This is a genomic window from Mesorhizobium sp. WSM4820, from assembly GCF_055811075.1.
This window is the reverse complement of record NZ_JBVVQN010000010.1, coordinates 53,119-77,291: the sequence shown is the minus strand read 5'-3', so window position 1 is coordinate 77,291 and position 24,173 is coordinate 53,119. Positions and strand designations below refer to the sequence as shown.

Sequence of the window (24,173 nt, the reverse complement as noted above, 5' to 3'; positions counted from 1 at the left end):
CAAGGCAGCATGACGAACGACGACGCAGCGCCGGTCATCTTGGTCGATGACGACAGCGATCTCCTCAGGGCTACCGCGCAGACGCTTGAGCTTGCCGGCTTTTCGGTCTCGGCTTTTTCGGTGGCGGCCGAGGCGCTGGCCAGGCTCGACACCGGTTTTGCCGGCGTGGTGGTGTCGGATATCCGCATGCCTGAGATTGACGGCTTGCAGCTTTTCAACCGCATCCTGCGGCTGGACCCGGACATCCCGGTCATCCTCGTCACCGGGCATGGCGACATCGCGGTTGCCGTCAAGGCGATCAAGGACGGCGCCTACGACTTCATCACAAAACCCTTCGCCGCCGACCGGCTGGTGCAGAGCGTGCGCCGCGCCGCGGAAAAGCGCCGCCTGGTGATGGAGAACCGCGCCTTGCGCGAGGCGGCCGGAGAGGCGCAGGACGGCCTGCCGCTGATCGGCCAGACGCCGGCGATGGAAAGGCTGCGCCGCACGCTGCGCCAGATCGCCGACACCGATGTCGACGTGCTGGTGACCGGCGAAACCGGTTCCGGCAAGGAAGTGGTGGCCAGCCTTTTGCATCGCTGGAGTCGCCGCGCCAAGGGCAATTTCGTCGCGCTGAATTGCGGCACGCTGCCCGAGACGGTCATCGAGAGCGAATTGTTCGGCCACGAGGCCGGCGCCTTCACCGGGGCGCAGAAGAAGCGGATCGGCCGTATCGAGCATGCCAGCGGCGGCACGCTGTTCCTCGACGAGATCGAAAGCATGCCGGTCTCGACACAGGTGCAGATGCTGCGCGTGCTGGAAATGCGCGAGGTCACCCCGCTTGGCACCAACGAAATGCGGCCGGTCGACCTGCGCGTCGTTGCGGCCGCCAAGGTCGATCTCGGCGATCCGCGCCAGCGCGGCGCTTTCCGCGAGGATCTCTATTACCGGCTCAACGTGGTGACGATCTCCATTCCGCCGCTGCGCGAGCGCCGCGACGACGTCGCACTGCTGTTCTTCTACTTCGCCGAGCGCGCCGCCGCCCGCTTCCGGCGTCCGCTGCCGGCGGTGCCGGCCGCGGTGCACCGCCATCTGAGCGACCATGACTGGCCGGGCAATGTGCGCGAGCTCGCGCATTTCGCCGAACGCTTTGTGCTTGGACTGGAGGAAGACGCAGGAGTGGCATCCCCTGCCCCAGCCCAGCCGGATGCCGCCATGAAACTGCCGGAACGGCTGGAGCGCTACGAGGCCGACATCATCCGCGAGACGCTTAACCGCAACGAGGGCGACGTCAGGCGCACGATCGAAGCGCTGGGGATCCCGCGCAAGACCTTTTATGACAAGCTGCAGCGCCACGGCATCGTGCGCAGCGAGTTTTCGAGGTAAGGGGGCCGATCGCTTGTGCTGCCCTTCGGGGCGGCCAGATCATCCCTGCCCGTTCGGCGCTGACGGACCCTGAGATTGACGACATCGTCGCCTTCCTCGGCACGCCGACGGATGCGGATCAGGCAAGGCAGTGCGGCGGCCACGCCAGCCGCCACTCGATGACCGATTCACGGCGCAACCAGTGATTGCTCTCTGAAATCGGTTGGTTAGAATGCGCCACGCGTCGCTTGCGGCGGCGCCGAGGGCTTCGATTGGCGGGGTGGTGAAATTGGTTCGAGTGTGGCTCAAGCCCTCATGGTGGGCGCTGGCCGCCGCAATCGTCCTGACGGTTTCGGCCTTCCCGGCGTTCGCGGCCAGCAGCGATTGCATCAGCGATGACGAGGTCGAACTGGCGGTGCGAATCGCCGCCTGCACGCGCATGATCGAGGATACGACGGAGCCGGCCGGCGATCGACAAATCGCGTATGGCAAGCGTGGCAACGCTCTGGTGGAACTTGGCGACTACGACCGCGCCATGGCGGATTTTGATCAGGCGATCAGCCTCGATCCGAACCAGGCCAGAGCCTACAATGGTCGAGGCTGGGTCTGGTTCAGCAGGGGCGACTATGACCGCGCTATCGCCGACTACAACACGGCGATCAAGCTCGAACCGCAAAAGGCGGCGATCTATGTCAATCGAGGACTCGTCTGGAAAAGCAAGGGCGACCTCGACCGTGCTATGGCCGATTTTGACCAGGCGATCCGTCTCGATCCGAAGCTCGCCAGTGCTTACATCGGTAGAGGCATAGCGGGGGCCGGCAAGGGGGACAATGACCTCGCCATGGCCGATTTCAACCAGGCGATCAGCCTCAATCCCAAAAATGTGGATGCCTACAACAGTCGAGGCGTCGTGTGGGCCAGGAAGGGTGACTTTGACCGTGCCATCGCCGACCATAGTCAAGCGATTGCCCTCGATCCCAAGAATACGCTCGCATATTCTAACCGAGGCCTCTCTTGGGCCGCCAAGGGTAATGAGGCGCTTGCGATAGCCGATTGCTCGCAGGCAATCAGCCTCAGTCCGAACGTCGGCCACACCTATGGAGACCGGGGGCTCGTGGAGTTGCTTTTCGGCTTGCTTGCGAAAGCACAGGCCGACATCGAAAAAGCTGCGGCGCTCGAGCCTGGAAATGCCTACCTCGCGATCTGGAGGCACATCCTGGAGCGCAGCAGTGGCGATGACGGCCATTTGCGCGAAGCAGCCAAAACGCTCGACATGACGAACTGGCCGGCACCGGTAGTGCATATGTTTCTTGGTGAACAAACCCCCGCCGAGGTACTGGCAGCGGCTGGCGGAGCGAGCATGGCCACGAAAATCGTACTGCGCTGTGAGGCGAATTTTTTCGTCGCCGAGTTCAACCGACTACAGGGACACACCGAAGCCGCATTGCCGCTTTACCGGCGCGCGGCCAGCGAATGCCCTCAGGACCACATCGAGCGCCATCTCGCCGCCGCCAGATTACGTGCGCTGGACGTTATGCCGTGACAGAAGAATGAGTCCCAGCCGAGACTTGGGATCGGAAAGACAGACGCATCTCCTGCAAGGCGCGCAAGCGCATTGAAGTCCGGGCCGTGGTGCTTGCCCGGCACATTCCGTCACATTGGTTCAGGCTTGGCCGGCCATCTGTCAGGATGATCGCGCGACCAATTACAGTCTTCGCGGCCCTGCGCTAGACTGAGCAACCGCAACCGGACCACTCTCATGATTGTCCAGACCTGCATCAATGGCGCGCGCAGCGCCGATTTCTATCCGCAGTTGCCGCTTGACGCGGACGCCATGGCGCGTGACGGCGCGTCCTGCGTGGCCGCCGGTGCGGCCGAGCTGCATGTCCATGCACGCGGGCTCGACGGCCGCGAAAACCTTGCCCCGGCGACGATGGACCGTACCATCCTGACGCTGCGCCGAGCCTGCCCGGGAACGCTGATTGGCGTGTCGACCGGCGCCTGGATCGAGAATGATGACGAGCGCACACTTGCGGCGATCGCCGGCTGGAGCGAATTGCCCGACTATGCGTCGGTCAATCTGAGCGAGAAGGCAGCGCCCGAGGTCATGCAAAGCCTGCGGCAGCGCGGCATCGGTATCGAGGCCGGGCTCGCCTCCGTCGCTGATGCCGAGCGCCTGGTCCGCCTCGACCATGGCAACCAGGTGCTGCGCATCCTGATCGAGATTTCCGAGCAGGCGCTGGACGAGGCGCTGGAAGCCTGCGACGGCATCGCCGCCGTGCTTGACCGCGCCGGGATGCGTCGCGCCATCCTGCTGCACGGCGCCGACGCCACGGTCTGGCCGTTCGTGCACCGGGCGGCGGAGCGGCGCTGGTCGACGCGTGTCGGGCTGGAAGACGGCAAGGCGCTTCCGGACGGCACTACGGCATCCGGCAATGCCGCACTGACGGCTGCTGCGGTTGCGATCTTCCGGGCCGGTCGTTGATTCATCCCGTAGGCTTCGGGCGCCTTGCCGATCTTCTCGGGATGCTGCGTCAGGCCACGTCCCGCAAAGGCGAACGCGGCGTAGTCGATTTCGCGGTTGCGCGATCCTCGTGAAGCGCGAACCCTGCTGCGCCCGGGTCGCCCAGCTCAGAGCGGAGCTGCATGCTCGGGATGTGGTAGTCGCCGCCATTCTGCTGCCGGTAGGGAATGGGCCGGGTTGTCTCGAGCGTCCGCATCCTTTCGCGCAGGCGCTCCGCGACAGGCTCGAAATCGGCCTCGCCAAAACGATCCACTCTGTAGACGACGAACGGCGGAAGCACGTCGTAGCCCGGATAGTAAAGGATCCCGTGATTGATCGGGAACAGCAGGTCGTCGATCGGGCCGTTGACGCCGCGGGCGGAGTAATGCTCCTCCCAGCCGCCGGCGGTCACGATCAGCATCGCGCGCTTGCCGGCGAGCGTTCCCTCGCCAAAGCGGTCACCCCATCGCTTGTCGCTATGCTCGCCGACACCATAGGCGAAGCCGTAGGCGTACACCCGGTCGACCCAGCCCTTGAGGATTGCCGGCATGGCATACCACCACAGCGGGAACTGGAGGATCAGCGTGTCGGCCCACAGCAGCTTGTCGATCTCTGCTTTAACATCTTCGGTTAGCGTGTTGGTCGCAAAAGCTTTTTTGGATGCTACAGCCGGCAGGAAGCGTTCTTCGGGCGGCCACGACGGAAAATCGGCACGGTCCACCTCGGATTTCCAGCCATCGGCATAGAGGTCCGATATCAGCACTTCATGGCCCTGGGCCTCGAGTTCCCTGATGGCGACGTCACGCAGTGCTCCGTTGAGCGAACGCGGTTCAGGATGAGCAAAAACAAGCAGGACTTTCATGGGGCCACTCCGATGAAGGATGATGGCACTGAAGGTAGCTAGGCCAGAGATGATCCGCTACATCTTAGCAATGCATAAGATTATGCCGAATAATGGATAGATCTGATGTGACCCTCGAGCGCATGCGCACCTTCGTTCGCGTCGCCGAGCGCGGCAGCCTGTCGGCGGTGGCGCGCGAGCTCGGGGTTGGGCAGTCGACGGTCACGCGGCATTTGCGCGAGCTCGAAGACGCCGTCGGGGTGCCCTTGCTCAGCAGGACCACCCGGCGTGTCACGATGACCGATGAAGGCAGCCGTTACTATGCCGACAGCGTTCAGATCCTGCGCCTCGTCGAGCAGGCCGGCGACGAGGCGCGGGGCACACGCGGCGCGTCGGCCGGCACGATCCGGATATCCTGCACGGCGGCGCTCGGGGTCTTGCACGTCAGCCGGCTGATCTTCGCCTTTCAGGACCGCTACCCCGACATCGGGGTCGATCTCAGCCTCACCGACGAGCGCATCGACCTTGTGCGGGAGGGCGTCGACGTCGCGCTTCGCCTCGGTCCGCTCACCGACAGCTCGATGAAACTGCGGGCGCTCGGCCAGTCCCGGCGTCTGCTGGTGGCGGCGCCCGCCTATCTGGCGGCGCGGGGCAGACCGGCCGTCCCACAGGACCTGCCTGGCCACGAAGGCATCCGGATGTCGAACATCGCGGGAAGCGACACGCTCGCCCTGGAGGGGCCGGGCGGCGAACGCCACGCGGTGCCTTTTGGCGGCCGGTTTCGGGTCGACCATGGGCTTGCCGTGCGCGAAGCCCTCGTCGCCGGGCGCGGTATTGCACCTGCCCATCACTGGCTTGTCGACGATCTCCTCGCCGCCGGCCGGCTGGAAGTGATCCTGCCGGACTACGCCCCGCCTCCCATTCCGCTGAGCATGCTGATCGTCCCGGAGCGCGCCGGCATTGCCAGGGTCCGGCTGCTGGTCGATTTTCTCGCCGAGCGGATCGGCGGCATTCCAGGGATCGAGAAACCGCGTTAGTCGGCATGCCCTCGGTCGGCTGCGGCTGGCAAAACCCTTCTGTCTTCCAGGATGCGGCCTTGTTGACGGCGCCGAACGCTCTTGCGATTTAAAAAGATACACCCTAAGCTGTTTTCATATCAGAAAGAAAATTCGATAAATTCTTTCCATTTATGAAAGCCTGAGTTTTTGCGGGAACATCTCGATCAGACCGACCGGCGACTGGTCAAGCTGCTGTCGCAGGATGCGCAGCTTGGCGTCAATCGCCTCGCCGAGAAGATGGCCGTCTCGGTGCCCACGGTGCGCATGCGGCTGCGCAACCTGCTTGACCGCAACCTGCTCAAGATCGTCGGGCTGCTCAACCTGACCGAGCGCCCAGAATTGATCTCGGCGATCGTCGGCATCAATGCGCAGGGGCGCGGCCGCGCCCGGGAACTGGCGCAGCGCATTGCCGAACTGCCTTTCGTGAACTCGGCCTCCGTGGTCACCGGACGCTTCGACATTATCGTCGACGTGACGGTGGCCGGCGATGTCGCCGATCTCTATCGCGTCACCAGCGAGCTGATCCCCGGCGCCGGCGAGCCGGGGGAAGTCGTGCGCAGCGAGACGTTCGTCGTCATGGCCTCCTGCAACAAATGGGTCAGCCTGCCGGAAGGCTGCTGGTCGGACGAGAGCAAGCGCGACGAAATTGGGCGCGACGAAACTGGGCGCGACGAAACTGGGCGAAAGGAAATACCATGAAGATCGCGGTTCTCGGCGGCCTCGGCCTGCAAGGCCGGGCGGCGATCGCCGATCTCGTCGCCAGCGCCGATGTCGAAGAGGTCGTCTGCGTCGATACTGCGCCGAATGGGGCAGCCCGGCTTGGCGGCCTGACCGACCTTGCCCGCGTGCGTTTCGTCGTGCCCGAAGGCGCGATCGCCCCTGTGTTGGCGAATGTGCTGGCGGGTGTCGACGCCGCCATCGATCTGTTGCCGCAGCCGCTGATGCGCGAGGCGGTGCAGGCCGCGATCACGACGCGCACGCCGCTGGTCACCACCAATTACGGCAAGACGATCGCCGACCTTGCCCCCGCAGCGGAAGCGGCCGGCGTTTCGATCATGACCGAATGCGGGCTCGACCCCGGCATCGACCTTGTGCTCTACGCGCGCGCCGCAAGGCAGTTCGACGCCATCACCGCGATCGATTCCTATTGCGGCGGTATCCCCGAGCCGAAGGCGATGGCCAAGCCGCTGTGCTACAAGGTGAGCTGGAATTTTGACATGGTTCTGATGAGCCAGAACCGCGACAGCGTGCTGGTCGAGAACGGCAAGCGGGTCGATGTGCCGGCCGGCCAGCAACATGAAAATCGCTTTATCCACGAGATCGAGATCGCGGGGCTCGGCAGGCTGGAAGCCTTCCCCAATGGCGACGCGCCGCATTATGCCGGCATGCTTGCCGCCGCCAAGGGGTTGCAGCGCTCCGGCCGCTATTCGTTGCGCTGGCCGGGTTGGTCGGCGTTCTGGGCGCCGCTGAAGGAGCTTGGCTTCCTTTCCGAAGACAAGGTGCCCGGCGTTGGCGCCAGCCCACGCGAATTTCTCGGCCGGCTGCTCGGCCCGCAACTGCAATACGGCGCCGGCGAGAAGGACCTTTGCGTGATGCGTAATGTCTTTACCGGCACCCAAGATGGCCGCCGCAAGACGATGATGTCGGACCTGGTCATCGAACGCGACCTCGCCTCCGGCCTGTTCGGCATGAGCCTCGGCGTCGGCTATCCCGCCAGCATCGTGGCGCAGATGCTGGCGCGGGGCGAAATTGCCGAGCCCGGCCTGCTCAACCCGCTGTTGCATGTGCCGGACGGCCGCTTTCTCGATGAACTGGCCAGACGCGGTATACGGGTATCCGAAACGATCGACTGGGACTGAAGGATTTTCGAACGGTGGTCGCCGCCGGCAACGGCGCTGCCGCTCAAAAAGCACCCCAAAGGGGTGGAACAACAAAGTGAAAATAACAAACGACAACAAGGAGGAATGCCCAATGACTATTGCCAAGCTTTTCATCGCCGGCCTTGCGCTCGCCGGTCTCACTGCCGCGGCCAGTGCCGGAACGCTCGACGAGATCACCAAGCGCGGCGAATTGCGCGTTGCCGTGCAGACGCAGGGACCGCCCTTCTCGCTGGTCGGCGCTGCCGGCGAGCGCACCGGCAGTTCGGTCGAGCTTGCCGAACTGATGGCCAAGGAAATGGGCGTCAAGATCACCTTTTTGGATTTCGATTGGGACGGCCTGATCCCGGCCCTTTTGTCGGGCAAGGCCGATCTTCTGGTCGCCGACATGACGCCGACGCTGGCGCGGGCGATGAAGGTCGCCTTCACCAAGCCTTACATGTATACCGGCAGCACCGTCTTCACCAAGGCCGACAGCAAGTTCAAATCCACCGAGGATTGCAAGGCCAAGGGCACCAAGATCGCCGTGCTGCTCGGCGCCACTGGCGAGAAGGAGGCCAAGAAGGCTTTCCCGGACGCCGACATCAAGAGCTACAAGGGCGGCGGCCCGCTGCTGCTTGACGCCGTCAACAACGGCCAGGCCGATTGCGGCGTCAACGACGTCTCGGCGGTCAAGGGCCAGTCGACCGCCTACCCGGCCGGCAGCTTCACCATCATGCCGGACATGCTGTCGAAGGAGCCGCTGGCCTTCGCCACGCGCTATGACGAGCAGGACCTGCTGACCTGGATGAACCTGTTCCTCGATCAGGTCAGCCTCGACGGCCGCCTGCAGAAGAACCTCGACTACTGGGTTAATTCAGACGACTGGAAGAAGGATCACTGAGCATAGTGAATAGTGAATAGTGAGTAGTAAATCGCTACTCGCTATTCGCTAATCCCTATTCACCATTCACTAATCCCTATTCACCATTCACTATTCACCATTCACCGCCCCACCCATGCTCGAAAATTTCAACTTCCGCACCATTGTCGAATATCTGCCCCTGTTCGGGCAGGGCCTCGTCACGACCGTGTGGCTGTCTGTCCTCGCCTTTGCCGGGGCGCTCGCCGTCGGCATCGTGCTCGCCGCCATGAACCTTCAGCGCGGCTGGCTGTTCCGCATTCCGGCCAAGGCCTATATCGACGCGGTGCGCGCCACGCCCTTGCTGGCGCAGCTTTATTTCCTCTATTTCGGCCTGCCGCGGCTCGGCATCATCCTGCCTGAGCTCGTCGTCGGCATCCTTGCTTTGTCGCTGAACAGCGGCGCCTATGTCGCCGAGATCATCCGCGCCGGCATTCTGTCGATCCCGCGCGGCCAGGTCGAGGCCGGCGTCGCGTCGGGGATGACCTATGTCCAGCGCATGCGTCTGGTCATCCTGCCGCAGGCGTTCAAGGTGACGATCCCGCCGCTACTCGGCCAGGCGATCGTGCTGGTCAAGGATTCCGCTCTGCTGTCGCTGATCGCGGTCGCCGAACTGACGCGCGCCGGGCAATTGCTCGCCTCCGACCGCTTCATGCCGGCGGAAGGTTTCATCACCATTGCCGCCTTCTACCTGCTGCTCTATTACGGGCTAAAGGGACTGGCGGCACTGTCCGGGCGCTGGCTCGGCCTCGCGGGGGCACGGACATGATCTGGCAGCAGCTGCAAAGCCTCGCCGGCAGCTATCCCCTCGCCCTGCGCGGCCTCGGCATGACCGTGATGCTGTCGCTGGTCAGCCTGGTGCTGGGCACGCTGATCGGCTTTGGCCTCGGCATCCTGCGGACCGGCGGCAACCGGCTGATCAGCGGCGTGATCGGCGCCTGGGTCGACCTGATCCGCGGCACGCCGTTCCTGGTGCAGATCTTCCTGATCTTCTTCATCTTGCCTGAACTCGGCATCGAGCTCGACGCCTTCACCGCCGGCATCATCGCGCTGACCAATCTGGCCGCCTGCTTCATCTGCGAGATCGTCGTCGCCGGCATCCGCTCGGTGCCGACCGGCCAGGTCGAGGCGGCGCTGGCGTCCGGCCTGTCGCGCTGGCAGCGCATGCGCCAGGTGGTGCTGCCGCAGGCGATGCGCATCGTGCTGCCGCCGCTGGTCGGGCAATATGTGCTGCTGATCAAGGATTCCTCTGTCGTTTCGGCTATCGGGCTCACCGACCTCACCCGCGTCGGCTGGCTGGTGGTGCAACGCGTGCCGAACGGCCTGCTGGTCTTCTTCCTCGTCGGCCTCGGCTATTTCATCGTCTGTTATCCGCTGATCCTGCTGGCGCGCCGGCTTGAGCAGCGCATGGGTGCGGCCCATGGCGAGGTGCAGTTGTGACGTTGAACCTCAGCAAAAATGGTACCGGCATAATCGAGTTTCGCGGCGTCAACAAATGGTTCGGCACGCTCAATGTGCTCAAGGACATCACGCTCAGCGTCGAGCCACGCGAAGTGGTCGTTGTCTGCGGCCCGAGCGGCTCGGGCAAGAGCACGCTGATCCGCTGCATTAACGGGCTGGAGACGATCCGCGACGGCGACCTGATGGTCGACGGCCAGCGCCTCGGCGACCCCGCCACCAACATGACGCGGCTGCGCACCGAGATCGGCTTCGTCTTCCAGTCCTTCAACCTCTACCCGCACAAGACAGCGCTCGAGAACGTGACGCTGGCGCCGATCCATGTCCGCAAGATCCCGCGCGCCGAGGCCGAGAAGGCCGGGCGCGAGCTGCTTGCCAAGGTCGGCCTTGCCGACAAGGTCAATGCCTATCCCGCACAACTCTCCGGCGGCCAGCAGCAGCGCGTCGCGATCGCCCGCTGCCTCGGTATGCGCCCCAAGATCATGCTGTTCGACGAGCCGACCTCGGCGCTCGATCCTGAGATGATCTCGGAAGTGCTCGACGTCATGGTCGCTGTCGCCGAGGAGGGCATGACCATGATGGTGGTGACCCACGAAATGGGCTTTGCCCGCAAGGTCGCCCAGCGCGTGGTGTTCATGGATGCCGGCGCCATCGTCGAGAGCGGCACGCCGGATGAATTCTTCTCGCACCCCAAGACCGACCGCAGCCGCGCCTTCCTGAGCAAGATTCTGCGGCATTAGAGTCAAAACTCAACCAGCTGGCTGTCGCCAATGGCCGAGACGGGTGGGATGCTGCCATTCGTCTCGTCGATGGGAACGAGCAATTAGCGCCATGTTCAGACATTCGCGGTGCTTCTCCAGAGCGGACGTTAGCTCATCGGTAGGAGGCGACCTGCGGACCATGCCTGATGGTAGATGTAGGGAACGGCGTGACCCCCATGCGATGAACCGGCGGTAGGCCGCCGCTCCGAATTTGAGCGGCCCGTCCGGCAACGCTATAATTGACCGGCAGGGGACGTTATCGATGAGGCAAATCGGAGCCATGACTGAGCAGGACGTGCCGTCGGTATCGCTGCTCATTGGAGAGTCTTGGCGCAGGACGTGCTCGCCAATCATGGGTGCCGAGACCGCGGCCCTGATTTCGGATGAAGATCACACGCTGCAGCGGATTGCGCCGGAACTGACAGACACCAACAAAATGTCGTCCGTCGCAGAACGGCCAGACGGCTCGATTGCCGGCTACGCGATGGCTAAGGTGAATGAAGCCGGCGACGTCATGCTTGACCGGCTCCACATCGATCAAAGCGAGTACGGCACCGGGCTAGCCGCTAATATATTGCACGCTGACTTTGCCGCCCATTCCGGCATCCTGAGCATCGCACTCGAAGTGCTCGAGGGAAACGACCGGGCAATGGCCTTTTACCGCAAACATGGTTCGAAGTGGCCGCGTTGCACGGTGCAGAAGGCCATGCATCGTTGATTATGCGCAAACTGCTATCGCGCGCCTAGTCGGAACTCGCGCATCGAACAGTACATCACGTCTTCCGTGCCCAACGCACCGGCGGCCTCCCCGTTCGCAATCCAAATAGACGTCTTTCAGCTGTTTGATTGGCATGTCAGCGTGAGCGAGCGCGAGGGACTTAACAACTGACATGATCATTTTGAGATCCTCCCCAGTTCCCGTCGGTCGACATTCAGTCCTTGGGGTCGCAGGTGTAGTGCCGTTCGAAGGTCCCGTCCGCGCGCCGCTGCTTGTCGAAGCCGCGATGTAAGGCTCGATCGCGCGCTCGTGGACCAGCCAAAGGGGATCTCGGCCGAGGCGTAGCTACTGCCGGCGGCCAACCGTTTCGGGATCGAGGCCGAAGCGATCCTGGTGCGCTCGATCGTCGTGCCGGCCGCGCCTGCCTCCGCATGACGGATGGCGCGGCTTCGCAAAGCGCACATGATTTCGTCACGTGAGATGCCGATGTCGCCAAGAACGTCATCGGGTAAACGGCTCAACTGGTCCGTTGCCGACAAGAGAGCTTTTCGCTCGGCGCGGAGGCGTAACCACCTGCGAAATGGACCAATGGCGGCAGCATGAATTATAACCATGATCAGATCATACCTTCATTGATCTGAATTGACCGGTACGGAACGGCGCGAACGGCACTCCGGGCGAGAGCTTCAGCCGTCCGCGAGGCAAGTTAGGCGTAGTGGTCGATGGATTGGTTTTGCCGCGGCGTGCCCATACGGCGGGCGGTGGCTGGCCCCGGGCCACGCATGTAATAAAGCTCCGGGCGGTAGCGCGGCGCGACGAATTTGCGAAACCCCGCAGCAAGTTTTGTGACGGGAGCCAAGAATTTCATGACTGTTCCCTTTCCTTTCGCCGGCTTGCGCACGAACCGGCGGGCCTGACGTTGCAACAAGGATATGACAGTCGAACCAGGCTCGGCTGTGGGAATTCCCACACCGGGGAAAACATTGGCGAAATCCGCTCCCAGTTTGCATCCCGGAAAGCGGGGCCTGCGGCCATCAAATTTCCTTGGATAGGGAGTAAGGTGAAGTACACTTGATTGAACAAGAGACCGTTGTGACAAGCTCTCTGGCCTTCATCTCAAGACTTTGCGATGCCGACCTCGCCGCGCTGACCAAACGGTGGCACGAGCGCAGCTATCGACACAACGAGCTGATCATTTCCCACGGCGACACTGGTCGCGATGTCTTCTTCCTGCTGGAAGGACGGGCTCGCGTGACACTGGTTTCAGCGGACGGCAGGGAGATAGCGTATCGCGATGTCGAGCCGGGTGACATTTTCGGGGAGCTCGGAGGCATTGACGGGATTGCACGCTCTGCCAGCGTAGTCGCGCTGGAGGCAACCCGCGCTGCACGGCTGTCCGGCACAGCATTCCGGGATATCGTGATGACCCACCCGACTTTTGCCTGGATGCTGCTTGAGCATCTGTCTGCCCAGCTCCGGCGCATGACCGAGCGGGTATTCGAATACAGCACTCTGGTCGTGCGAAAACGGCTGATCGTCGAGCTCCTGCATCGGGCGGAGAAAGCCGCACTCGTGGACGGCGAGGTGTCCATAAGCCCGGCACCGACGCATTCCGAGCTGGCGGCAACGATGAGCACGCACAGGGAAGCGGTCTCGCGCGAAATGAGCGACCTCGCCAAGAGAGGCCTGATCGAAAAGCGCGGCAGCAGGTTATTGCTGCATGACGTCTCGGCACTACGGGCGCTGGTCGACAAGAAGGAATAGCGAAGGCTGTCGCTGCGGCGGGGGGCAGCGCACGTTTCATACTCCTCGGCCGCAAGTGATTATTCCTTCCGGCAAACCGGGCAACCTAGCGTGCCAGCGCGCGGGTCGGGCTTTGATCGCTTCACCCCTTGCAAGAATCATGACTCGGCTTCTTAAAAGTTCTCCGAACGAAGGGCAGACAAGGATTGAACTCGGTCGTTCAGAGTGATTGGATTCTGCCCTGGTCTGGAAAGACCCGGCCGGCGTCTTCAGCCGAATGTCGCCAGAGGCTCAGTGCGAACCTCAACCCACTTGCCGTCCTAGTTGGCCTGCTAGCCGGCCTGCCTGCATCCCTCAGAGCGTCGCCAGCCGCGAATTTGTCATGGCCGTTCCATAGGCTTGCCGCAGCGTCCGCTTCTCCTCCAGTGCAATGATGACGCTTGTGGCAAAATCCGTCTTGTACATGACGGCGAGCCGTGTCAGCCCGCCTGGCGTGAAGACGTTGATCTCCAGAAGCTTGTCCCCGACGATGTCGAGCCCAACCAGAAACATGCCGTCGTTGATCAATTTGGGGCGCACCATCTCGGCAATGCCCAACATCGTGCCTGTTACCTTGACTTTGCGGGCTGTTCCGGCGGCATGGATATTGGACCGGACGTCGCCCTTGGCTGGAAGGCGGCGAAAGGCTGCGTAATTGCCGTCGCGCACCAGCGGCAGACCGTTCATCAGGAAAAGACGCACGTCACCAGCCTTGGCCTCCGGAATGTAGACCTGCGCGATGAGATAGCCGTCACCGCTGGCCGCTTCGAAAATCTGGTTGAGGTTGGAATCGGTGGGCGTTGCAATATGGAAGACGTTCTTGCCACCCGATCCTTGGAGTGGCTTGACGATGCAGCCCTTCGAGTGTTTGTCGATAAATGCGCGGATCTCGGTAATGCTGCGCGATATCAGGGTAGCCGGCCTGACCGCCTCGGGAAAAGACTGAAGGTAGAGCTTGCTCTGCGCCTGTCCCAGGCCATCCGGATCGTTGACGACAATCGCGCCGCGGGCCGCCGCGAGCCGCCCGAACATAACGCCTGCGTTGGCGGCCCATGGCCGATCGGTGGCGTCCAGCGATGGATCGTTGCGCAGAAACACAATGTCGATATCGCTTATCGCCAAAGTCTTTTTCTGCTTCGCTGCATCCTTCAGGGCAGCATGCAGTCTGTCGGACGTCTTGTAGGAAGCATCCGGCAGAACCGCTACACTGACAGCCAGACCGTCATCCGGACGCAGTATGAAGTCGCCTGGTTCAACATAGACAACCGAATGGCCGCGCTGGACGGCGGCCAGCGCCAACGCTGTCGTCGTGTAGGCGGGCGTCTCGCTCTCAATGGAATTGACAAAGAACGCAATGCGCATCGAGGAGACTCCGCTCAAGTTTCAACCATATCGATCGGACTGATTCCCGCCATCGCTTTCTTGAGACGCGGACGCGCCGCGTCGGAAGAGAGGAACGCGGGCTCGAGGCGCGGCGCCCGCAGCAAGCCGCGCGCGTTGAGTTCCTGGATCGCTCCGAAATGCGCGGCGGAGATCTTGCCGATCCAGAACGGCGTGAGGCTGCCGCCGTCCTTCAGATGATCGAGGATCTGCACCATGCCCCGCAGATAGATGGCGTCCTTTGCAAGGCCCCCGCCTCGATAGACACGCAGAACGACGTTGAAGGCGCCGCGATCGTCGAGACCGAAATCCCTGTGGAGGATGCGGAAGGTCTCCTCGAATGTTGCTCCGTCGAGCATCGCCTGACAGGCGATAACCCTGGCCGCGATCAGCCTCAACCGCGCTGCGGTCATGCCGCCGACCAGATATTCCGCCAGCACGGCCAGTCCCTCCTGCATGCCCTCATAGCCGGCGAGTCCGTTGCGGAAAATGGCGAGCCCCTGCGCATCGCCGTTGAAATAGGTCAGCAGATGGACACCGATCTCGTGACTGAGCAACGCAGTCAGACGCTCCGGTGGAAGGTTGGTATCGCGTGAAACCAGCAGCCGGTTTCGAGAGACGAGGAGGCCGGCCGGCAGGTCGCCGCGGATCTCCACGGAGGCATCGAATTCGGGATAGGCTGCCCGGTAGCCGGCGATCATGTCTCGCGCGGCCGCGGCGACAGCGTCGGCGCCCAGGCCCTTCTGCCGGGTGGCCGACGCAACCCTAGGCGCCTTTTCGAGAATGGCGCGTGCTCGCGCCGCCAGGCTCGGCTCGACGCTACCATAGAGAGCTCGTCCGAGCTCGACGAAGCGGGGCGTTTCGCGCGCCGCGAGCATCGACAGCTGGAGATCGAGTTCCTGCTGCTTTTGCGAGAGCAGCGTGGTCAGCAGCGGATCTTCCAGATGATCGAGCGAGACCGAATAGAGCTTCCGTTTCTGGCCGGCGACCTCGAACTCGAGCGGCCTGTAGAGCAGTACGGGCACACGCTCGAAGGCGCCTGCCTGGAATTCCAGCCAGGCTGGTTCGGCATTGATCGGTGTGACGGCAAGCAGAAAATCGAATGTCGACGCGACGTTGTCGATCGCCCGATCAGCGCGCACCACCGCGTCGATATAGGCGCGCCGCCCCAGCGAACGATGGGTTGCCGGCTGTTCCAGCCTTGATGCCTTCAGGAAGGCGCTGACGGCCTGAAGCGCGGAATCGACCATGTTGGCGACGACAAGGTCGTGGAGTTCGGGGTAGACGCGCTTGGTGCCAGGCACCCGGTAAATCGGTGCGAAGCGTACCGTCAAGCATGCCGCATCACCGAGATCATCCAGAAGCCGTGCTTCGGCGCGTGTCGTGGGGTTGAGTTCGTCGACGCGGGGCGTACGGTATTTTGCTTCGCGTGCGGACGCAGCGGTGGCGAAGCGCTTCAGTGCCGCCTTCTCCCCCGCCGTGTCGCCGCAGGCCAGCGCAATCTCGAAGGGCGGCAGGAACGGAACATCCTCGGTCAGGAACCGGTCTTCGGCCAACTCGCCGATGTCCAGCATGAGGAAGGCGCCGCAGTGATCGCGCAGCCTTCGCACCACCAGCCGCGCGGCCTCGCGGGCGAGGCCGATGTCGGCCGCGATCAGATAGGACGCGTTGGCGGAGACGGCATGGAATGCCGCATCCTGATGCGACCCAACATGGACACACAGAAAGGGCAGCGGCCGATCCATGTGCAAACGGTTGCCATTGCCGAAATCGCGGCGGATTGGTTTGCCGTCCCGCAAAAGCGCGTCCAGGTCCGATTCGATTTGCGCCAATGGAGGCGCGGGCTCAACGAGCTTGGGCTTCATCGCATGGCCCGCAGCGCCGACTCCAGGACGGGCACCGTAGACGCCAGCATGGCGCGCAGCCGCTCGATTGTTCCCCAGTCGGGTTCGCCACTCCATTCGTCCATGAAAATCTTCTTGAACTCGACGGCGATGGCACACCCGGTTTCCGGAAAATTGGCATGGACGAAACGAGTCTGTTCGCCCTTGCCCTGGAAGGACACATTCTCGCGCACATCGATTGGCTCGCCGTTGAGACGCTGGCCGCGAAGCGTCTCGATGAAAGCGTCGACGACCGGTGCCCAGCGCTCGCGGTCCATGGAAGACGTACCGATGTTGATGTCGGGCGCGACGTCACGGGACGTAGGCATAGCCTCCCGCCCGTCGCGCCGGTGATTATAACTATGGACGTCGATGAGAACGAACCTGCCATGGCGCTTCTCGATACCGGCAAGGACACGGTTCAGCTCACTGTAGAAGGCGTCGTGAAAGGAGAGAGACTCCGTAACGATGTCCTCGTCCGGCTGCTCTCGCCAGACTTTCAGGCCCCAGGACTGGTCCGGCGACCGGTAGACCGCAGCGTCTCGCGCACGGTTCAGATCCACTTGGAAGCGTGACCGATGAACGATGATCTGGGTAGGAAAATCGGCGATGAAACGCTCGGTGAACGGGTCCTCTTCTCGACGCCGGTCGGGATCGGTGAGACACATGAGCGATCGACAAGCCCTGCCAACGTCGGTGCCGCTGTGGATAGCTGTACCGACTATAGGCGACTCTCCGAGCTTGATCGTCCAGCCTGCCGGTGATCCACCCGGATCATTGTTGCCCGGATCATTGTTGGAAGTCATCGTGTTCACAGTCCATCGAATGCGTGGAGAGTGTGGACGGTTCCAATTCATCGAACAAGCGATCGTTGGCTCGCCCTGGATCAGCAGGCTGAACCGTCCAAAAACGTCAGCCGAAGGTGGCCGACGGCTTCAGCCGAACGTCGCCAGAGGCTCAGTGCGGACCTCGACCCACTCGCAGCGCCGGCTGTCGTGATAGAACGACAGGAAGGGCCGCGGGAACGATGGGTCGGCGAAAGCCCCCACCGGAATGGCGATCAGACCGGGCTGGACATCGATCCGGTAATGGACAGTGGTGCCGCAATCCGGGCAGAAACTGTAGATGACACGGCCGCCTTCGTCGCCAACGCGCGTGAACTCCGCCGCTCGTCCCTGGATCGACACATCATTCTCCGCAAACCGCGCATTGAAGCTGAACGCGCTGCCGGTGCGCCGCTTGCAAGCCAGGCAATGGCAGACAGAGACGCGTACAGGCTCGCCCGAACAGGTGGCTGACAGCTGACCGCAGGAACATTGGGCGCGGCGCGTGACCATGGCTGGCCCCTTTCAGCGAACATCAATGGGTTTCGGCATGGGTCCTGAGCTCAGCCCTCTTCTGGTCGGAGACGACGGCAAGGTCGAGCACCTTCTGCAATTCGGCCGCGTGGCGGAACGACGGCTCGGCCTGGACGCGGTTGCGCACCGCATCGACAAAACGCTGGTAGTTGGTCGGCACCGTTCCGGCATCGAGAACCTGCCATTTTGCGTTCTCGATGTCCTCGCCCATGCACGCTTTCAGTTCCGAGTTGGTCAGATTGTGCACGACCTCGATCCCACCCTTGTCGCCATAGATGCGCAGCCGCAATTCGTTGAGATGGCCGGTTGCCCAGCGGCTGGCATGGACGACGCCAAAAGCGCCGTTGCTGAAATCCAGCGCCATGGTGAAACTGTCGTTGGCGTCGAGCTCGTACTCGCCGATCCGGTTGCCGGGCGCCTTGTCGAAGGACCTGAGGCGGCAGAACACATGGTCGATGTCGAGCGCCGCGCCATAGCTGGCGAAATCGAGTATGTGGATGCCGACATCGCCCAGCACGCCATTGGAGCCGTGGCCGCGCGACAGCCGCCACAGCCATTTCGGATCCGTGCGCCAGTCGCCCCAGAACTTGGAGACCAGCCAGCTCTGCAGATAGGATGCTTCGACATGCCTGACCTGGCCGATCTCGCCGGCAAGCACCATGGTGCGCGCCCGCTGCAGCGGGGCGACGTTGCGATAGGTCAGGTTGACCATGTTGATGATGCCGGCTTGCTCGGCGGCATCGGCCATTTCACTGGCCCGCTGGTAATTTTCGGCCAGCGGTTTTTCGCACAGCACTGGCTTGCCCGCCGCGATCAGCATCATGGTGGTCGGATGGTGGATGCGGTCGGGCGTCACGTTCGCCACCGCGTCGAACTTGTCCCATGCGAGCGCGTCTTCCAGCGACGCGAACCTGTTGGGGATTGCGTAGCTGTCCGAAAACTTGTCGACACGCGCGCGGTCGAGATCGACGGCGCCGACCAGTTCGACGCCTTCGATCCTGCTGAACTGCCTGGCGTGTTCCTCCGCCATCCAGCCGGTGCCGAGTATCAGGAGACGCATGATTCTTATCCTTAGGATGAGGCCTTATCTTCTTGTTCGATCATGGTTTTTCAGAACCGAAGGTTCGCGACAGCGGTCTAGCGAAAACCGGCTTCGCCCGCGGCATGGAGCTTTCCGCCGCGCTCGACGATCGGCTCGAGCGCCTTTTCCACCGGCACGTTCGGCGCATCGAGGATGGCTGGATGCGCGCCCTGCGGGTTGTGCGCCCATTTCACCGCATTGCGCAGCACCTTTTGGACATTCGCGTCGTGATAGGTCGGATAGGTCTCGTGGCCGGGCCTGAAATAGAAGATGTTGCCGGCGCCGCGGCGCCAGGTCAGCCCCGACCGGAACACTTCGCCGCCCTGGAACCAGGAGATGAAAACCGTTTCCAGCGGTTCCGGCACGGCGAACTGCTCGCCATACATCTCCTCGTTCTCGAGCTCGAAATACTCGCCGATCCCGGCGGCGATCGGGTGGTTGGGGCTCGTTACCCAGAGCCGCTCGCGCTCGCCGGCCTCGCGCCATTTCAGCGTGCAGGGCGTGCCCATCAGCTGCTTGAAGATCTTCGAGAAATGGCCGGAATGAAGCACGATCAGCCCCATGCCTTGCCAGACGCGGCGCGCCACGCGCTCGACGACTTCGTCGGCGACGGCGCCATGGTCCTTGTGTCCCCACCACACGAGGACATCGGTTTGCGCCAGACGGTCGGCCGGCAGGCCATGCTCCGGTTGCTCAAGGGTCGCCCACGATACGGAAATTTCGGGGTCGAGCTTCAGCGCGTCGGCGATCGTTGCATGCATGCCCTCGGGGTAGATCCCCGCCACCACCTCATTGGTCCGCTCATGGATATTCTCGCCCCAAACGACAGCGCGTATCGTCATGACATTCCTCTTGATCGGTTGAAGCCGCCGCCCCGGTCAGGTCAGTCATAGTATCCTCGGCCGGGATTGAAAACGGTTTCGAGGCTGGCTGCTGACAATTGGGGGGAATTCCCGAGATGTCGGCGGGATAGCGCCCCCATCTGTCCTGCCGGACATCTCCCCCACTTGGGGGGAGATTGGATGTCACGCCGGCTCGGGCTAGCCGCGCACGACGAGGCGTTTGATCTTGCCCTTCTTGAACGCGGCGAGGAAGCTGGCGTAGTCCTTGAAGACGACGCAGCCGCTCGATTCCCCGCGGCGGCCGCGCAGCAGGTAGGTGTGCGCAAGAAAGCCGTCGCGGCCAAATTTGTTCTTGCCGTCGATAGGAGTGAGACGCAGCGCCTCCACCCCATGGAAGCGCGATTCACGCAGCCTCAGATCGTAGGTGTGGGGCGGCGTCGGGCCGGCATTCTTCCGGTTGGCGTAGCGAGGCTGGTCGGCCATCGAGCCCAGTCCCGAATGCGCCTCGAGCCGCGAGCCGTCCGGCATATAGACGGTTTTCGCCGAAATGTCGTAGACGGCGACGCCGCTGCTGGGCTTGGTGAACAGGTTGCCGAAGACCCCGCCGCCGCCCGCCGGGCTGTCGGGTTTGGCATAGGCCAGCGTGTCTGCGGCCTTCGACCGCTTGGCCGGCTTGCCCTGGCTGCTTTGCATGCCCCGGCTGCCCTGCATGCCCGGGCTGCCCTGCATGTCCTCTTGCATGCTTGGTTTCGCCGCCGGTGACGAACTCCTCGGCGACAAGGCTGGCGCCCGGGGCATCTCGACCTGCGGCGCGGCGGCGGTCTCCATCCTGTTGACTTTGGATGGCTGAGACTGGGCTTTGGCGGCCTTCGATGCCTGGACCTTGGGCGCATTGGCCTTGGGTGCCCTAACCTCGGGTGCCCTAACCTCGGGCGCCTCGTCTGACTGGTCGATTTCCGCCTGCGGACGCCAAGTCGGCAAGGGAACGCTGCCGGGCATTGCGTCCTGCGGCGGCAGCGACGCCATCTGCACCTCGCCCTCTCGCGTGGCAGCAGGATCGGCCGTCGTCGCCTGCGGCAGCACGTCGATCATCGCTTCCGGCAATGCATTCGCAAGCGCCAGCGCCAGCCGGGAGGATCGGTCGATTTCCGCAATCTCGGGCCCGAAGCGCACGGATGCGGGACCATGCTGATCGGTCAGGCGCACCGGCTCCGCAAAGCGCTGGTCCGTCGGCAGACTGACGACCGCAAACGGCGCGGCCCCGCCGGAGGCGCGGGCAAAGGCAGCAGCAATCTTTTGCGGCGACAGCGCCGCTTTCGCCACCACGCTGTCGAAGCGCGATTGCGGTGAGATTTCGGCGACAAGCTGCACAGCGTCCGGCCGCGCTGACGGCTTGAGACGCCCTACCTTGCCTTCATGCTCGAAGCTCGCGGCGGCCTGCGCGCAGCCGGCATTGCATCGGCCGAGCAGCGACGCCTCACGCTGCCGGCTTGCCACTGACGGCGCCCACGAATTGGCCCGTGAATTGGCAAGTGTGTGTCGGGGATCGGCGAGCGCCATTGAGCGCGGCGCGAGCAGGTTTTGCGGAAGACTGTTGGAGGCGGCGGTGAGCGAAGTTCCCACCGAATGGAGGCCGGCCACGGTCGCAGCCGACCACAGCGCGATCGCAGCGCCAACAACGGGAATCGCGACCCAGCGCAGTCCGGGCCTCATCGAGGGCAATCCACTATCAGGATTGTCACCCCGGTTATTCAAACGCATCAACGCCATACAACCAAACCTCAATCGGCCTTGCGGCATGCGGGCTCGCAGCCGTCACAATCACAGTCGCCTGGTGCCCCCCGGCACGCTTCACGTCTGTTGCCGATTGAATCAAAAGATGGACAAACTTGGTTAACCAATCCCTCTACCGATCGCCGATCAGGCGAAGGTCTATGTCAAAAAAGGCTCCCTCCAAAACTATGAAAATAGCGGAAATGCCCTCTGTATCAGGCTTTGCTGCCCGTTTTTGCCGGCCGAGTCAAGAAACCGAAAGGACTAGGCCGTGCCTGGGCGGGCCTCAGTTAAAGGCTGTTTCGAGTTCGAAAGCGTCGCATCACCCGTGATCGTCTGCGCGCAGGCTGCGTTGCCGGCGCTGCCTTACAGGTAAATTCGTTTGTGCTAATATACCTTAGTCATGCACATTTGTGCGGCGACCAACAAAAGGGAGGATGCGATGGAAACCATGAATCGCAGGTCTGCAATAGCGCTCGGCGTAACTGCCGCCGCGGTAGCGCCTCTATTCGCTTTGGCGAGATCCGCAACGGCCAAGGAGTACGGCCCGAATGAAGGCACGGAGATTGCGCCCGGCGTCAGACTGGTGGAGGTCGGCACTGGGACCTCCGACATTCCCGCTTACAAGAGCATCTCAATTGTCGACATTGTCTTTCAGCCCGGAGCAGTGGCCCCTGAAATGGTCATGGACAACGACATGGTCTGCACGATCGCTGCCGGCGAATTCACGATCAAGAAAGCGGACAAGGAATTCAAACTTAGAGAAGGCGACATGTACACTTGCGCCAAGGGCAAGACCGACGGTTCCACCAACACAAGTGCCGTGGTCGGCGTACATCGCATTGCGGTCTTGATACCTGCCTAGAACAATTCCAGGAAAAGTGTGCAACGGTTTTCCGCCCGGAATTGCGCAAAAAACAAATAGCTAGAGCGGTTCAGCGAACCGCTCTAGCGCATGACCCGAAAATGAGGCCCGCGTCCTCCGTCGGAGGCGCGGGCCTTGTCATGCCTGCGCAGCCTATGCGGCGCGCTGCGCTTCCATCGGCCGCAAATTCTGGTTCATGCGGAACAGGTTCAGCGGATCATATCGCTGCTTGATTTCCAACAACCGCCGATAGTTGCCGCCATAGGCTGCTTCGACCCTGTCGACCTCGTCCCCGGGCATGAAGTTCACATAGGCCGTGCCGGCGGCATAGGGCTTGGCTGCTTCATAGAGACCCCGCGCCCAGTCGATGCAGGCCTGGTCCATTTCGGGTTCGCGCCAGCGGGCGTGGACATTCATGACGTAATGCGCGCTGCGTTGTGGAAACGCCGTTGCATCCGCTGTCACCCGGCCCGCGGCACCGCCGACATGGCCGATGAAAATCTCGCATTCGGGGCCGGGAAGCCTGGGTATCGCCGCCGTGACGACCTCGACCGCGGTGTCGGAAAGCTCGGTGAAGTCGTGGCTCTTCCAGTAGTTGCGGGCGCCAGGCGTCAGCAACGGATCGAATCCCTGCTGCCAGCCGGTGAACGGGTTGGGACCGACCACGTCTGCAATCGGTGTGCCGATGGCGCGAAGTCTCTGTGTCGCCTTCTCGCCCTCCTGAAGGTCGCCGCAATAGCACATGGCCAGGACCAGCACCTCCTTGCCATGCCATTCGGCCGGCAGGAACGGCAGCGGCGGCGCCTGCCGCATGACCGCCCAGCAGGTCAACTCATTGGGCGCTGCTTCGAGCGCCGCTCGGTATTCCCGCAACACGTTTTCGGCATCGGCGAAGGGATGAACGACAAGCCCCGACAGCACCTGCGGACCGACCTGGTGGAGCTTGAACTCAAAGGCCGTGACGATGCCGAAATTGCCGCCGCCACCGCGCAGCGCCCAGAACAGGTCCGGATTTTCGGTCTGGCTGGCGCGCAGCAGCTTGCCATCGGCGGTAACCACATCGGCGCAGAGAAGATTGTCGATGGTCAGGCCGAATTTCCGCGTGATCCAACCGAAGCCGCCGCCCAGCGTCAGGCCCGAAATGCCGGTGGTCGAGTTGATGCCGGTCGGCACCGCCAGTCTGAAGGCCTGTGTCTCCGCGTCGACGTCGGCGAGCGTCGCGCCAGGTTCCACCCATGCCCGCCGCGTCGCCGGATCGACCCGCACCGACTTCATCGGCGACAGATCGATCATCAGGCCGCCGTCCAGACGGCGCTGCCGGCGATGTTGTGGCCGCCGCCGCGAACGGCGACGAGCAGCCTGTTTTCCCTGGCAAAATTGACGGCGGCGATAACGTCGGCGGCACCGGCGCAGCGCACGATCAGCCCGGGCCGCCGGTCGATCATGGCGTTCCAGACGCTGCGTCCCTCGTCATAGGCGGCGTCGCCTTCCCTCAGCACGGTGCCGCGCAATTGTGCCGAAAGCGCCTCCAGGGCCGCGGCATCGACCGTCGTCTTGCCGCGATCAAGCGTGGTGAGGCTCATGCTATCCATGGCTTTCCTCCCGATTGTTTTTGAGCCGTTTTCCCTCCACCCGTTTCCAAGTCTGCCTTTATATTAGAAGTCGCGCAAGTTCCTGATCGCTCGCTGGCCGGCATTGCGCAACCCGCACAACGGTCAGTGGAGGAACTACGCAGCGGTCCGCGGAGT

General features: G+C 63.0%; 22 protein-coding genes and 1 pseudogene. 13 read left to right on the top strand and 10 right to left on the bottom strand.

From position 1 onward, the window contains the following. The first annotated feature begins 9 nt into the window (after window positions 1-9). The 3 genes from AC0L2R_RS17515 to AC0L2R_RS17505 all read left to right on the top strand — a co-directional run bounded on the left by AC0L2R_RS17515 (window position 10) and on the right by AC0L2R_RS17505 (window position 3,829). Window positions 10-1,365 (top strand): sigma-54-dependent transcriptional regulator, encoded by a 1,356-nt coding sequence (locus tag AC0L2R_RS17515; protein WP_473510465.1) that lies wholly within the window; start codon window positions 10-12, stop codon window positions 1,363-1,365. Window positions 1,366-1,576: 211 nt separating this feature from the next. After that, window positions 1,577-2,887, top strand: coding sequence for a tetratricopeptide repeat protein (locus tag AC0L2R_RS17510; protein ID WP_473510463.1), 1,311 nt, complete (start codon window positions 1,577-1,579; stop codon window positions 2,885-2,887). A gap of 216 nt (window positions 2,888-3,103) precedes the next feature. After that, window positions 3,104-3,829, top strand: a complete 726-nt coding sequence (locus AC0L2R_RS17505; RefSeq protein WP_473510462.1) for a 3-keto-5-aminohexanoate cleavage protein — start codon at window positions 3,104-3,106, stop codon at window positions 3,827-3,829. Window positions 3,830-3,878: 49 nt separating this feature from the next. Here the strand turns inward: AC0L2R_RS17505 and AC0L2R_RS17500 are convergent, their stop codons facing one another. After that, on the bottom strand, window positions 3,879-4,709 hold the full coding sequence (locus tag AC0L2R_RS17500; RefSeq protein WP_473510460.1) for an NAD(P)H-dependent oxidoreductase: 831 nt from the start codon (window positions 4,707-4,709) through the stop codon (window positions 3,879-3,881). Between the two features lie 92 nt (window positions 4,710-4,801). On the opposite strand from AC0L2R_RS17500, the gene AC0L2R_RS17495 reads away from it, so the two are divergent. The 8 genes from AC0L2R_RS17495 (at window position 4,802) to AC0L2R_RS17460 (ending at window position 11,461) form a co-directional block, all read left to right on the top strand. Then, a complete protein-coding gene (locus tag AC0L2R_RS17495) occupies window positions 4,802-5,725 on the top strand; it encodes a LysR family transcriptional regulator (RefSeq protein WP_473510458.1) in 924 nt (307 codons plus the stop codon). A gap of 168 nt (window positions 5,726-5,893) precedes the next feature. Further along, entirely contained in the window at window positions 5,894-6,445 is a 552-nt protein-coding gene (locus AC0L2R_RS17490) for an Lrp/AsnC family transcriptional regulator (protein ID WP_473510456.1), read from the top strand. Then, entirely contained in the window at window positions 6,442-7,605 is a 1,164-nt protein-coding gene (locus tag AC0L2R_RS17485; RefSeq protein WP_473510454.1) for a saccharopine dehydrogenase family protein, read from the top strand. The genes AC0L2R_RS17490 and AC0L2R_RS17485 overlap by 4 nt, the downstream gene beginning before the upstream one ends. Window positions 7,606-7,717: 112 nt before the next feature. Next, complete coding sequence (locus AC0L2R_RS17480) at window positions 7,718-8,506, top strand: ABC transporter substrate-binding protein (protein WP_473494880.1); 789 nt, start codon at window positions 7,718-7,720, stop codon at window positions 8,504-8,506. Between the two features lie 115 nt (window positions 8,507-8,621). Continuing rightward, window positions 8,622-9,293: an amino acid ABC transporter permease gene (locus tag AC0L2R_RS17475; protein WP_473494879.1), complete on the top strand. Its 672-nt coding sequence runs from the start codon at window positions 8,622-8,624 to the stop codon at window positions 9,291-9,293. Continuing rightward, window positions 9,290-9,964, top strand: coding sequence for an amino acid ABC transporter permease (locus tag AC0L2R_RS17470; RefSeq protein ID WP_287054546.1), 675 nt, complete (start codon window positions 9,290-9,292; stop codon window positions 9,962-9,964). Before AC0L2R_RS17475 ends, AC0L2R_RS17470 begins: the two co-directional genes overlap by 4 nt. 29 nt (window positions 9,965-9,993) lie before the next feature. Continuing rightward, a complete protein-coding gene (locus AC0L2R_RS17465) occupies window positions 9,994-10,722 on the top strand; it encodes an amino acid ABC transporter ATP-binding protein (protein WP_473494922.1) in 729 nt (242 codons plus the stop codon). A 232-nt stretch (window positions 10,723-10,954) separates the two neighbouring features. Then, window positions 10,955-11,461: a GNAT family N-acetyltransferase gene (locus tag AC0L2R_RS17460; RefSeq protein ID WP_473510453.1), complete on the top strand. Its 507-nt coding sequence runs from the start codon at window positions 10,955-10,957 to the stop codon at window positions 11,459-11,461. Window positions 11,462-12,167: 706 nt separating this feature from the next. Here the strand turns inward: AC0L2R_RS17460 and AC0L2R_RS17455 are convergent. After that, the gene (locus tag AC0L2R_RS17455) at window positions 12,168-12,329 is read right to left on the bottom strand and encodes a hypothetical protein (RefSeq protein ID WP_167522729.1); all 162 of its coding nucleotides are present in this window, start codon (window positions 12,327-12,329) and stop codon (window positions 12,168-12,170) included. Between the two features lie 224 nt (window positions 12,330-12,553). Here AC0L2R_RS17455 and AC0L2R_RS17450 point away from each other — a divergent pair, with 224 nt between their 5' ends. After that, a complete protein-coding gene (locus tag AC0L2R_RS17450; RefSeq protein ID WP_473510451.1) occupies window positions 12,554-13,225 on the top strand; it encodes a Crp/Fnr family transcriptional regulator in 672 nt (223 codons plus the stop codon). 333 nt (window positions 13,226-13,558) lie between these two features. On the opposite strand, the gene AC0L2R_RS17445 is transcribed toward AC0L2R_RS17450, so the two are convergent. From AC0L2R_RS17445 to AC0L2R_RS17415, 7 genes are all read right to left on the bottom strand, one after another. Further along, window positions 13,559-14,605, bottom strand: coding sequence for a glutathione synthetase (locus AC0L2R_RS17445; RefSeq protein ID WP_287174071.1), 1,047 nt, complete (start codon window positions 14,603-14,605; stop codon window positions 13,559-13,561). A 14-nt stretch (window positions 14,606-14,619) separates the two neighbouring features. Continuing rightward, a complete protein-coding gene (locus AC0L2R_RS17440) occupies window positions 14,620-16,488 on the bottom strand; it encodes a flavohemoglobin expression-modulating QEGLA motif protein (RefSeq protein ID WP_473510449.1) in 1,869 nt (622 codons plus the stop codon). Further along, a complete protein-coding gene (locus AC0L2R_RS17435; protein WP_473510679.1) occupies window positions 16,485-17,312 on the bottom strand; it encodes an N-formylglutamate amidohydrolase in 828 nt (275 codons plus the stop codon). The genes AC0L2R_RS17440 and AC0L2R_RS17435 overlap by 4 nt, the downstream gene beginning before the upstream one ends. 129 nt (window positions 17,313-17,441) lie before the next feature. Beyond that, window positions 17,442-17,843, bottom strand: coding sequence for a GFA family protein (locus AC0L2R_RS17430; protein WP_473510447.1), 402 nt, complete (start codon window positions 17,841-17,843; stop codon window positions 17,442-17,444). Between the two features lie 22 nt (window positions 17,844-17,865). Next, window positions 17,866-18,924: a Gfo/Idh/MocA family protein gene (locus tag AC0L2R_RS17425; protein WP_473510445.1), complete on the bottom strand. Its 1,059-nt coding sequence runs from the start codon at window positions 18,922-18,924 to the stop codon at window positions 17,866-17,868. Between the two features lie 77 nt (window positions 18,925-19,001). Beyond that, window positions 19,002-19,787, bottom strand: a complete 786-nt coding sequence (locus AC0L2R_RS17420) for a ThuA domain-containing protein (RefSeq protein ID WP_128166634.1) — start codon at window positions 19,785-19,787, stop codon at window positions 19,002-19,004. A 198-nt stretch (window positions 19,788-19,985) separates the two neighbouring features. Next, window positions 19,986-21,500 (bottom strand): DUF2778 domain-containing protein, encoded by a 1,515-nt coding sequence (locus AC0L2R_RS17415; protein ID WP_473510443.1) that lies wholly within the window; start codon window positions 21,498-21,500, stop codon window positions 19,986-19,988. A 502-nt stretch (window positions 21,501-22,002) separates the two neighbouring features. Here AC0L2R_RS17415 and AC0L2R_RS17410 point away from each other — a divergent pair. After that, the gene (locus AC0L2R_RS17410; RefSeq protein ID WP_473510442.1) at window positions 22,003-22,425 is read left to right on the top strand and encodes a hypothetical protein; all 423 of its coding nucleotides are present in this window, start codon (window positions 22,003-22,005) and stop codon (window positions 22,423-22,425) included. Window positions 22,426-22,578: 153 nt separating this feature from the next. Here the strand turns inward: AC0L2R_RS17410 and AC0L2R_RS17405 are convergent. Beyond that, window positions 22,579-24,017: pseudogene (locus AC0L2R_RS17405) on the bottom strand (FAD-binding oxidoreductase). Window positions 24,018-24,173 lie beyond the last annotated feature (156 nt).

What these genes read in the sequence shown, in the direction of transcription:
- AC0L2R_RS17515 (WP_473510465.1), top strand. Translation starts at nt 10, where the DNA reads ATGACGAACGACGACGCAGCGCCGGTCATCTTGGTCGATGACGACAGC.
- AC0L2R_RS17510 (WP_473510463.1), top strand. Translation starts at nt 1,577, where the DNA reads ATGCGCCACGCGTCGCTTGCGGCGGCGCCGAGGGCTTCGATTGGCGGG.
- AC0L2R_RS17505 (WP_473510462.1), top strand. Translation starts at nt 3,104, where the DNA reads ATGATTGTCCAGACCTGCATCAATGGCGCGCGCAGCGCCGATTTCTAT.
- AC0L2R_RS17500 (WP_473510460.1), bottom strand. Translation starts at nt 4,709, where the DNA reads ATGAAAGTCCTGCTTGTTTTTGCTCATCCTGAACCGCGTTCGCTCAAC.
- AC0L2R_RS17495 (WP_473510458.1), top strand. Translation starts at nt 4,802, where the DNA reads ATGGATAGATCTGATGTGACCCTCGAGCGCATGCGCACCTTCGTTCGC.
- AC0L2R_RS17485 (WP_473510454.1), top strand. Translation starts at nt 6,442, where the DNA reads ATGAAGATCGCGGTTCTCGGCGGCCTCGGCCTGCAAGGCCGGGCGGCG.
- AC0L2R_RS17480 (WP_473494880.1), top strand. Translation starts at nt 7,718, where the DNA reads ATGACTATTGCCAAGCTTTTCATCGCCGGCCTTGCGCTCGCCGGTCTC.
- AC0L2R_RS17475 (WP_473494879.1), top strand. Translation starts at nt 8,622, where the DNA reads ATGCTCGAAAATTTCAACTTCCGCACCATTGTCGAATATCTGCCCCTG.
- AC0L2R_RS17470 (WP_287054546.1), top strand. Translation starts at nt 9,290, where the DNA reads ATGATCTGGCAGCAGCTGCAAAGCCTCGCCGGCAGCTATCCCCTCGCC.
- AC0L2R_RS17455 (WP_167522729.1), bottom strand. Translation starts at nt 12,329, where the DNA reads ATGAAATTCTTGGCTCCCGTCACAAAACTTGCTGCGGGGTTTCGCAAA.
- AC0L2R_RS17445 (WP_287174071.1), bottom strand. Translation starts at nt 14,605, where the DNA reads ATGCGCATTGCGTTCTTTGTCAATTCCATTGAGAGCGAGACGCCCGCC.
- AC0L2R_RS17440 (WP_473510449.1), bottom strand. Translation starts at nt 16,488, where the DNA reads ATGAAGCCCAAGCTCGTTGAGCCCGCGCCTCCATTGGCGCAAATCGAA.
- AC0L2R_RS17435 (WP_473510679.1), bottom strand. Translation starts at nt 17,312, where the DNA reads ATGACTTCCAACAATGATCCGGGCAACAATGATCCGGGTGGATCACCG.
- AC0L2R_RS17430 (WP_473510447.1), bottom strand. Translation starts at nt 17,843, where the DNA reads ATGGTCACGCGCCGCGCCCAATGTTCCTGCGGTCAGCTGTCAGCCACC.
- AC0L2R_RS17425 (WP_473510445.1), bottom strand. Translation starts at nt 18,924, where the DNA reads ATGCGTCTCCTGATACTCGGCACCGGCTGGATGGCGGAGGAACACGCC.
- AC0L2R_RS17420 (WP_128166634.1), bottom strand. Translation starts at nt 19,787, where the DNA reads ATGACGATACGCGCTGTCGTTTGGGGCGAGAATATCCATGAGCGGACC.
- AC0L2R_RS17415 (WP_473510443.1), bottom strand. Translation starts at nt 21,500, where the DNA reads ATGAGGCCCGGACTGCGCTGGGTCGCGATTCCCGTTGTTGGCGCTGCG.
- AC0L2R_RS17410 (WP_473510442.1), top strand. Translation starts at nt 22,003, where the DNA reads ATGGAAACCATGAATCGCAGGTCTGCAATAGCGCTCGGCGTAACTGCC.